Origin of the sequence: Methanothermococcus sp. (genome assembly GCF_015523155.1) — an archaeon.
Lineage (GTDB): Archaea > AGJL01 > Methanococci > Methanococcales > Methanococcaceae > Methanofervidicoccus.
On sequence record NZ_WAKW01000004.1, the window covers coordinates 1 to 7,029 of the forward strand.

8 protein-coding genes are annotated in these 7,029 nt (G+C 27.8%); 6 read left to right on the forward strand and 2 right to left on the reverse strand.

The window, feature by feature from the left end:
- The first annotated feature begins 513 nt into the window (after positions 1–513).
- From F7B34_RS01230 to F7B34_RS01240, 3 genes are all read left to right on the forward strand, one after another.
- The gene (locus F7B34_RS01230) at positions 514–924 is read left to right on the forward strand and encodes a toprim domain-containing protein (protein WP_292459685.1); all 411 of its coding nucleotides are present in this window, start codon (positions 514–516) and stop codon (positions 922–924) included.
- A 54-nt stretch (positions 925–978) separates the two neighbouring features.
- Complete coding sequence (locus F7B34_RS01235) at positions 979–1,671, forward strand: 2,5-diamino-6-(ribosylamino)-4(3H)-pyrimidinone 5'-phosphate reductase (RefSeq protein WP_292459686.1); 693 nt, start codon at positions 979–981, stop codon at positions 1,669–1,671.
- Positions 1,672–1,819: 148 nt separating this feature from the next.
- Positions 1,820–2,020 (forward strand): histone family protein, encoded by a 201-nt coding sequence (locus F7B34_RS01240; RefSeq protein WP_292459689.1) that lies wholly within the window; start codon positions 1,820–1,822, stop codon positions 2,018–2,020.
- 113 nt (positions 2,021–2,133) lie between these two features.
- Here the strand turns inward: F7B34_RS01240 and F7B34_RS01245 are convergent, their stop codons facing one another.
- Entirely contained in the window at positions 2,134–3,144 is a 1,011-nt protein-coding gene (locus tag F7B34_RS01245; RefSeq protein ID WP_292459691.1) for a transcriptional regulator, read from the reverse strand.
- 193 nt (positions 3,145–3,337) lie between these two features.
- Between F7B34_RS01245 and F7B34_RS01250 the strand changes: the two genes are divergently transcribed.
- From F7B34_RS01250 to F7B34_RS01260, 3 genes are all read left to right on the forward strand, one after another.
- Complete coding sequence (locus tag F7B34_RS01250) at positions 3,338–3,817, forward strand: DUF2124 family protein (RefSeq protein ID WP_292459692.1); 480 nt, start codon at positions 3,338–3,340, stop codon at positions 3,815–3,817.
- Between the two features lie 46 nt (positions 3,818–3,863).
- Complete coding sequence (locus tag F7B34_RS01255) at positions 3,864–4,238, forward strand: hypothetical protein (RefSeq protein WP_292459694.1); 375 nt, start codon at positions 3,864–3,866, stop codon at positions 4,236–4,238.
- 66 nt (positions 4,239–4,304) lie between these two features.
- A complete protein-coding gene (locus tag F7B34_RS01260; RefSeq protein WP_292459696.1) occupies positions 4,305–5,321 on the forward strand; it encodes a class I SAM-dependent methyltransferase family protein in 1,017 nt (338 codons plus the stop codon).
- A 41-nt stretch (positions 5,322–5,362) separates the two neighbouring features.
- Here F7B34_RS01260 and F7B34_RS01265 read toward each other — a convergent pair whose 3' ends face one another.
- Positions 5,363–6,859 carry a replication factor C large subunit gene (locus F7B34_RS01265; protein WP_292459698.1) on the reverse strand — a complete coding sequence of 499 codons (1,497 nt, stop codon included), beginning with the start codon at positions 6,857–6,859 and terminating at the stop codon, positions 5,363–5,365.
- Positions 6,860–7,029 lie beyond the last annotated feature (170 nt).

Here is a 7,029-nt window from a genome sequence, read left to right on the forward strand (position 1 = left end):
TTTTTCTAATCAGCATTGAACAATAGTGAGGAAAACTTAAAAGTTAGTTTTAGGTCTTCGCTTCACTACGGGAGGATGAATCCTCAAAATCCCTTCGGGATTTATATATTTCCTTCGCTTCGCTCGGAAATGCGGGCAAAATTTATATAGTAGTATTCATACATGATAATGGTAGTTATAGATATATCTACAATCATCATCTGAGAAGGCTGAGAGTGCTACTCAGATGATAAATTATTTTATAACCATTCTTTTTAAGTCCCCTAAAACGATATTAAAGTCGGGGCTTGAAAAATCCTTCGGATTTTAGCTCGTAAATAAAGATTTGCGATGGGAGAGTCCATTTTAAGACGGAGGAAGTAATTCACTCAGAGTTATACCCTATATAAAGGTAATCTCTGTTAGAATTCCCTATGAGTAGGAAGGTTTGCCCGAAGGCGAGGGCTATGAAAACCGAAAGGTTTTCGTTTAACCCCTTCCGTAAGGGGGGTAATTCACCTTAAATGTGTAAATATGAAAAGAAAAGAATATTTTTTAAAACTCATTGAAACCATTGATGTGCTTAAACATGAAAGTAAAAATGGCACGCCAATACTTGTTGAGGGAAAAAAAGATATTGCATCATTAAAAAAATTAGGGGTTGATGGAAATTTTATAACTGTTTCACATATACCTTTTTTTGAGATTGCAGATGAGCTCGTGAAACAGGGTATTAAAGATGTTATTTTATTGACTGATTTTGACAGAACTGGAAAACGATATGCCAGAGAAATTATAAATGAACTTGAAAGCAGGGGTATCAATGTAAATAAAAATATTAGAAGAGATATAATAAGATATAGCCATGGTGATTTAAAAGATATTGAAAGTTTATACCACTATATAGTAAAAAATAAAAAATTTAAACATAGATATGGAATATAACATAGAGGTAATTTAAAAATTAAATAAAATTAAAAAAATATATATGGTGTATTTATGGAAAAGTCCTTAAAACCCTATGTTATATCAAATGTTGGGATGTCCTTGGATGGAAAATTGGCTACGGTAAAAAACGATTCAAGAATTTCGGGTGAAAATGACCTAAAAAGAGTTCATCAAATTAGAAAGAATGTCGATGCTATAATGGTGGGTATAGGAACGATTTTAAAAGATAATCCAAGATTAACGGTTCATAAAATAGATGCAAAAACAGAGGATAACCCCACAAGAATTGTCGTTGATAGTAGATTAAGGATTCCATTAAATGCAAGAGTGTTAAATAAGGAGGCTAAAACTATTATAGCCACAACTTTAAAAGACACAGCTGATAAAACTGAAAAGATAAATAAATTAAAAAAAATAGAAAATATATCTATAATTAGAACAGGATTTGAAAAGGTTAATTTAAAAGAGTTGATGGAGAGATTATATAAAAAAGGCATAAAAAAAATACTTTTAGAAGGGGGTGGCACATTAAATTGGGGTATGTTTAAAGAAAATCTTATTGATGAAGTTAGGGTATATATAGCTCCAAAGATATTTGGAGGAGTAATGGCTCCCACTTATGTAGATGGTGAGGGATTTAAAACAGTTGATGAATGTGTAAAACTAAAATTAAAAAAATATTATCCACTTGATGATGGAATAGTACTTGAATTTAAGGTTAAAAATAAAATTAAATATAAATAGATATATTATGAATCATTCTTAATAATTTTATAAGATATAAAAAAATAAAATAATTATAATCGAAAAGTTTAAATAATGATGAAATACCAATTAAATTATTTAAAAATGTAAAATAAAAATTTACTCTTAAATAATATAGGTGACATATATGGCAGAACTCCCAATCGCTCCAATGGAAAGAATATTAAAAAAAGCTGGTGCTGAAAGAGTAAGTAGAGAAGCAGCTAAGGTATTAGTTGAAGCCTTAGAAGACATTGCAATGGATATTGCAAAAGAATCCGCAGAATTAGCAAAACATGCTGGTAGAAAAACAGTAAAAGCTGAAGATGTAAAAATGGCATTGAAATAGTGCATTACCTCCTTCCCTTATCTTCGAGAAGCGAGGAGATTAAAAAATATTTCGTATTATCAAACTTTTGATTTTTAGAAAGAAGGACTTCTTGCGGAATATAAAAATTTTTTTTATTTTAATTTTTTATTTTTACTTACTAAATAATCAAATAGTTCAAATGCATCATCCATCTTTTCCAGTTCTTTTAGGCTTATAGTTTTTATACCTTTTATATCCTTTGCTCCTTTTTCCAAAATTAATAATGAATAACTATTTAATATTGATGATAATTGATTTACAATTAATGCCTTTTTTCTAGTTTCTTCGGTTTCTGTTTCTTCAATATTTGTTAACAGTAATGATGATGTATTTATATATTCATGTTCGTATATATCATTTTTTTCAGCAACTGCATCAAATGGGGCTTTTTTTGTTTCAATCATGTTGAATCCCAATTCATATAATAGATTCATTACATGCTGTTTAAATTCTTCATCATAGTTATTATAATTATTGTCATTATTACGAATTGCATATTTATTGCAAGTTTCGTTGTCTAACGTTTCATTTTCGTTTATTTTTAGTTCCAAAGGTATTCCTTTAACTAATGGAACATCCAAATACTGCTCTATTTTTAAAGCAACTTCAATAGAAGGATTTGCTTTATTTTGTTCATACTTATATATTGTTTTTCTCGATACATTTGAAAATTCTGCAAGCTCTCCAACTGAAATATTTAACTTTTCCCTGGTTTCTCTTAATGTATCCCCGTCAATATTTACAAAAAACCCACCTCTACTGGCGTAGACAACAGGTGGGCTTCCTTCTAAATATAACTTAAAAGTTTTAAATGTTATGGCTTTAATATTGTGTCGTTCATACACAACATCATCTTCCATTGGAACATTTCTAGTTCTCACTCCAATTATCAAAGGGATTGCGTTTAGTATGTGAGATATTTTTATGAGTTCTATTGACTGCCCCTTGCTTAAACTATCTATGTTTTTCAATACTTTTATTATGTATTTTATATTGTTTTTCCTAGCCAATAAATCAAAACATGACCTACTAAAAGACTGTGAAACTACATAATCATATTTATTCAATAAATTTATACATTCTGAGATTATAATCTCTCTCATAATCTCACCTATTCTATTTAATATAATATATATTTAAATACATTAATAGTATCTAATTCTAATCTATCTAATATATATTATTTATGGTAGCATATATAAATATTTTTAAAAATTATATTTAAAACTAAATTATATATATGTAAAAAAATATTTAAACTAAATAATAAATATATAAAAAATAGGAGGAAAAAACATGAAACATATAGAGAGAGGTTCTGGAGTATCATTTCAACTTAGAACATTTAGAAAAATTATAAAAAATCTGAATGCAAAAAAGGTAGTTTTTGTAGGTTCAAAGTATGTATGTCTTCCATTTGCAGAATTAAACGCTTATGCTATAAGAGATATAAAAAAACAGTATTTTATTCCAGAAACAGATATAAATAGTGGTGTAAAACTTGTTCAGAAATCTTTGGGAATACAGTATGAAGAGCTGGAAAATAAGGATGAATTATACAATCCAGATGTTTTGGTGCTTCTTGGAGGACTTGCTATGGAAAACTCTGGTGTATCTCTTAACGATGTTTTTGGATTGATAAATGAATTAAAACCAAAATATATAGTTGGATTATATTTTATGAGTATATTCAAAAAGGTTGGATGGGATAAAAAAATAGATTTTGAATACATTATCGATGGTCAGATAAATCCTGTGGATGTCTATATAAAATAATAAAATTAATTTACATAAAAGTTATAAAAAATTAAAATGATAAAATATGATAAAGTTGATGGGGAAATCTGCAAGGGATATTATTAAAAATATTGAATTAGATTTTGGGGATGAAAAAGAAATATATATAAATACAGAATTGTCCAAAAATTTGGTTATTGAAATATTGGAAAATTCAAATGTTGAAACTATATATTTGCCAGAATCTAAATATAAACGCACAAACAAAAAACTTCTTGAGGCATTGAAGGATATTAATTTAGAAGTTAAGCCTATAAAGGCAAAAACTGGAAGACCTTCAAAAAATGAGGAAATTATATCCAAATATCTCGATAAGCATCCAAAAAAGATTTCAGAAATAACAGGGATAAATTTAAAAACTGTTGAATATCACTACTATAAACTTAAATCAAAAAAATAGGATAATTTACTATTTTTATTTTTTCCTTATATTTTTATAATTTTTTAAATATCTTGGTGAGCCCCTATGGTGATTTGTTGTAAGGTTAATGTTAAAGAAGGAGAAAAAATAAGAAGATTTCTTTTAGATAATAAACTATTGAATAAGGATTACAAATTAAAAAAAGAAGATGATTATTTGTATATTCCTCTGACAAATTTGAATGAGGATATAAAAAAAGATATAAACAAAATAAAAAATAAAATCGAATTTGTTGAAGTAAATGATAAATGGCTAAAAAAAGCACATAAAAAGATAAATTTTAGAGAATATCTAATTAAAAATTTTAAAAAAGAAATAGATGCTGGTCTTATAGCATTGTCCTACGATGTAATTGGTGATATTGTAATAACTCAAATATCCGATGAAATAAATGAAGATATTAGAAAAAAAATAGGAAAAAGTGCATTGGAATTAATTCCATCAATAAAAACTGTGTTTAGGAGAAAAAGCCGTATTAAAGGAGAATTTAGAATTAGGGAATTGGAATTTCTTGCAGGAGAATATAAAACATTAACGCTTTATAAAGAAAATGGATATAGGTTATGGGTAGATGTTGAAAAGGCCTATTTTTCACCGAGATTGGGATGGGAAAGGAAAAGGATTATGGAGAAAGTAAAATTTGATGATATTGTTGTGGATATGTTTTGCGGAGTTGGACCCTTTTCCATAGCATGCAAAAATGCAAAGAAGATTTATGCCATTGACATAAACCCCCATGCAATAGAACTACTTAAAAAAAATATAATATTAAACAAACTTCAAAATAAAGTAATTCCGATTCTTGAAGATGTAAGAAAGGTGAATATAAAGGGAAATAGGGTGATAATGAATCTTCCAAAATATAGTCATTTATTTGTAGATAAAGCCTTAAATATCGTTGAAGAAGGGGGCATAATACATTACTACACCATAGGCAAAGATTTTAAGGACGCCATCAAATTATTTAAATCTAAATGTAATTGCGAAATTTTGGAAAAAAGAATTGTAAAGTCCTACTCTCCAAGAGAGTATGTTTTAGTACTGGATATAATGGTTAAATAAAAAAAATAAAACAGTCAAAATAAAAAGTTATAAAAAATTTATTAAAAAAACGCTTCCAATGTAATTTGTTTTGGTTTTTCTTTTTCTTTATCCTTTTCGTTATTTCCTTTTTTATTTCTCTCTTTGGAAACAATGTTTTTTTTAGTTTTTTTATTATCATTATCATCTATTTGAATATCTTTATATCCATCTTTAATATTGGTAAGCTCTTTAATTTTCAAGTTTTCTTTAATTTCTTTTACTTTTTCATCCTTTCTTTTACTAATTTTATCCATTAACACCGATTCTGCTTTTGATTTTTCTTTTATTATTTTAAATATCTTTTTAGCAATAGTTTTATTTGTTAAATACTCCAATTCATCACTTGTGAATTCATAAAATTCTACGAGCTCCGCCCCAAATTCTGGATTTGATTTAAAGATAATCTGTAAATAGGGTATATCATCTCTGGCTCTTTTTGTAGATATATGGGATTTTAATCTTATTTTATTCAATATTTTATTCATAATATTTCGTTTTGCCTTTGTTTTAGTAAGTTTTGTAAATACCGTTGGTCTAACATAGGAAAAAAATCCCCTATATTTTTCATCCTTTGCAAGAGCCACTCCCGCAGTCATTAGTGCAGAGGCATATCTCCAAAATCCATAATATTGCCTTTTATAAACCCTTCCTAAAAATATATCAGCCTTTGAGAGGTAGTCATAGGCACGAACTATATCCTCTTTCTTTTTATATTCTCTTGGTATATTCTCAGCAATCCATTCTTCAATAGTTCCAATATCCTCTTTTACATCATATATGGAGGATACAGCAATATCATAATGGGTAGTTTTTAATATAATTCTTATGGCATCGAAAATGCTTTTTTCAATATCCCTATCTTGGAGTTCTTTAACATTTTCCAAATTTAAGTCATTTCCAAGTGCAAGGGATTCTAAATCATTAATTGCCGCCCTAACATCACCACCTGCATGTTTTGCTATTATTTTAAGAATGCCATCATCTATATTAAAACCTTCTTTTAGGGCTATTTTTCTCAACACCGGCACTATGGAATTTGTATGAACAGCCCCCATCTTTACAATTTTGCAGGCATTCCTTAAAGATATCAATGATGGTTTATATATATCATTTGCAGTTAATATTATCGGATTTTTAGCTTTTTTTATTATTTTTAATATCTCAGCAACCCCCCCTCTGTCGCTGTTTCCAGATATACCATCAACCTCATCCAAAATAATTAATGCCCTCTTTCCAGATAACGACTTTGACATCGATGCACTTCCAACTACCTGATTAATTACATCTTTGTTTCTTTTATCACTTGCATTTAATTCGATTACTTCAAAACCATAATCATTTGCAAGGGCATTTGCAAGTGTTGTTTTACCACATCCTGGAGGACCTACAAGGAGAATGGGCTTTACAGAATTACCATGTAAATAATCTTCAATCCATTTTTTTAATTCCTCTTTAATTTTTGTATTTCCAACAACCTCCGCCATGGTTTTTGGTCTGTATTTTTCAACCCAATTCATAAAATCACCAAAAATAAAAAATAATAAAATAATAATAGAAATAAATAAAGTTATATCTTATATATAAACTTATTAATATATAAGAATAACGATAAAAGAGAAAGGATATTTAATTCTAAATCTTAAAATGAAGTTTTTTAATAAAGTTAAGTATTTTAACATTATAATCT

Excerpts from the sequence above, each read along its gene's own strand:
- F7B34_RS01230 (WP_292459685.1), top strand. The coding sequence starts at position 514 with ATGAAAAGAAAAGAATATTTTTTAAAACTCATTGAAACCATTGATGTG.
- F7B34_RS01235 (WP_292459686.1), top strand. The coding sequence starts at position 979 with ATGGAAAAGTCCTTAAAACCCTATGTTATATCAAATGTTGGGATGTCC.
- F7B34_RS01240 (WP_292459689.1), top strand. The coding sequence starts at position 1,820 with ATGGCAGAACTCCCAATCGCTCCAATGGAAAGAATATTAAAAAAAGCT.
- F7B34_RS01245 (WP_292459691.1), bottom strand. The coding sequence starts at position 3,144 with ATGAGAGAGATTATAATCTCAGAATGTATAAATTTATTGAATAAATAT.
- F7B34_RS01250 (WP_292459692.1), top strand. The coding sequence starts at position 3,338 with ATGAAACATATAGAGAGAGGTTCTGGAGTATCATTTCAACTTAGAACA.
- F7B34_RS01255 (WP_292459694.1), top strand. The coding sequence starts at position 3,864 with ATGATAAAGTTGATGGGGAAATCTGCAAGGGATATTATTAAAAATATT.
- F7B34_RS01260 (WP_292459696.1), top strand. The coding sequence starts at position 4,305 with ATGGTGATTTGTTGTAAGGTTAATGTTAAAGAAGGAGAAAAAATAAGA.
- F7B34_RS01265 (WP_292459698.1), bottom strand. The coding sequence starts at position 6,859 with ATGAATTGGGTTGAAAAATACAGACCAAAAACCATGGCGGAGGTTGTT.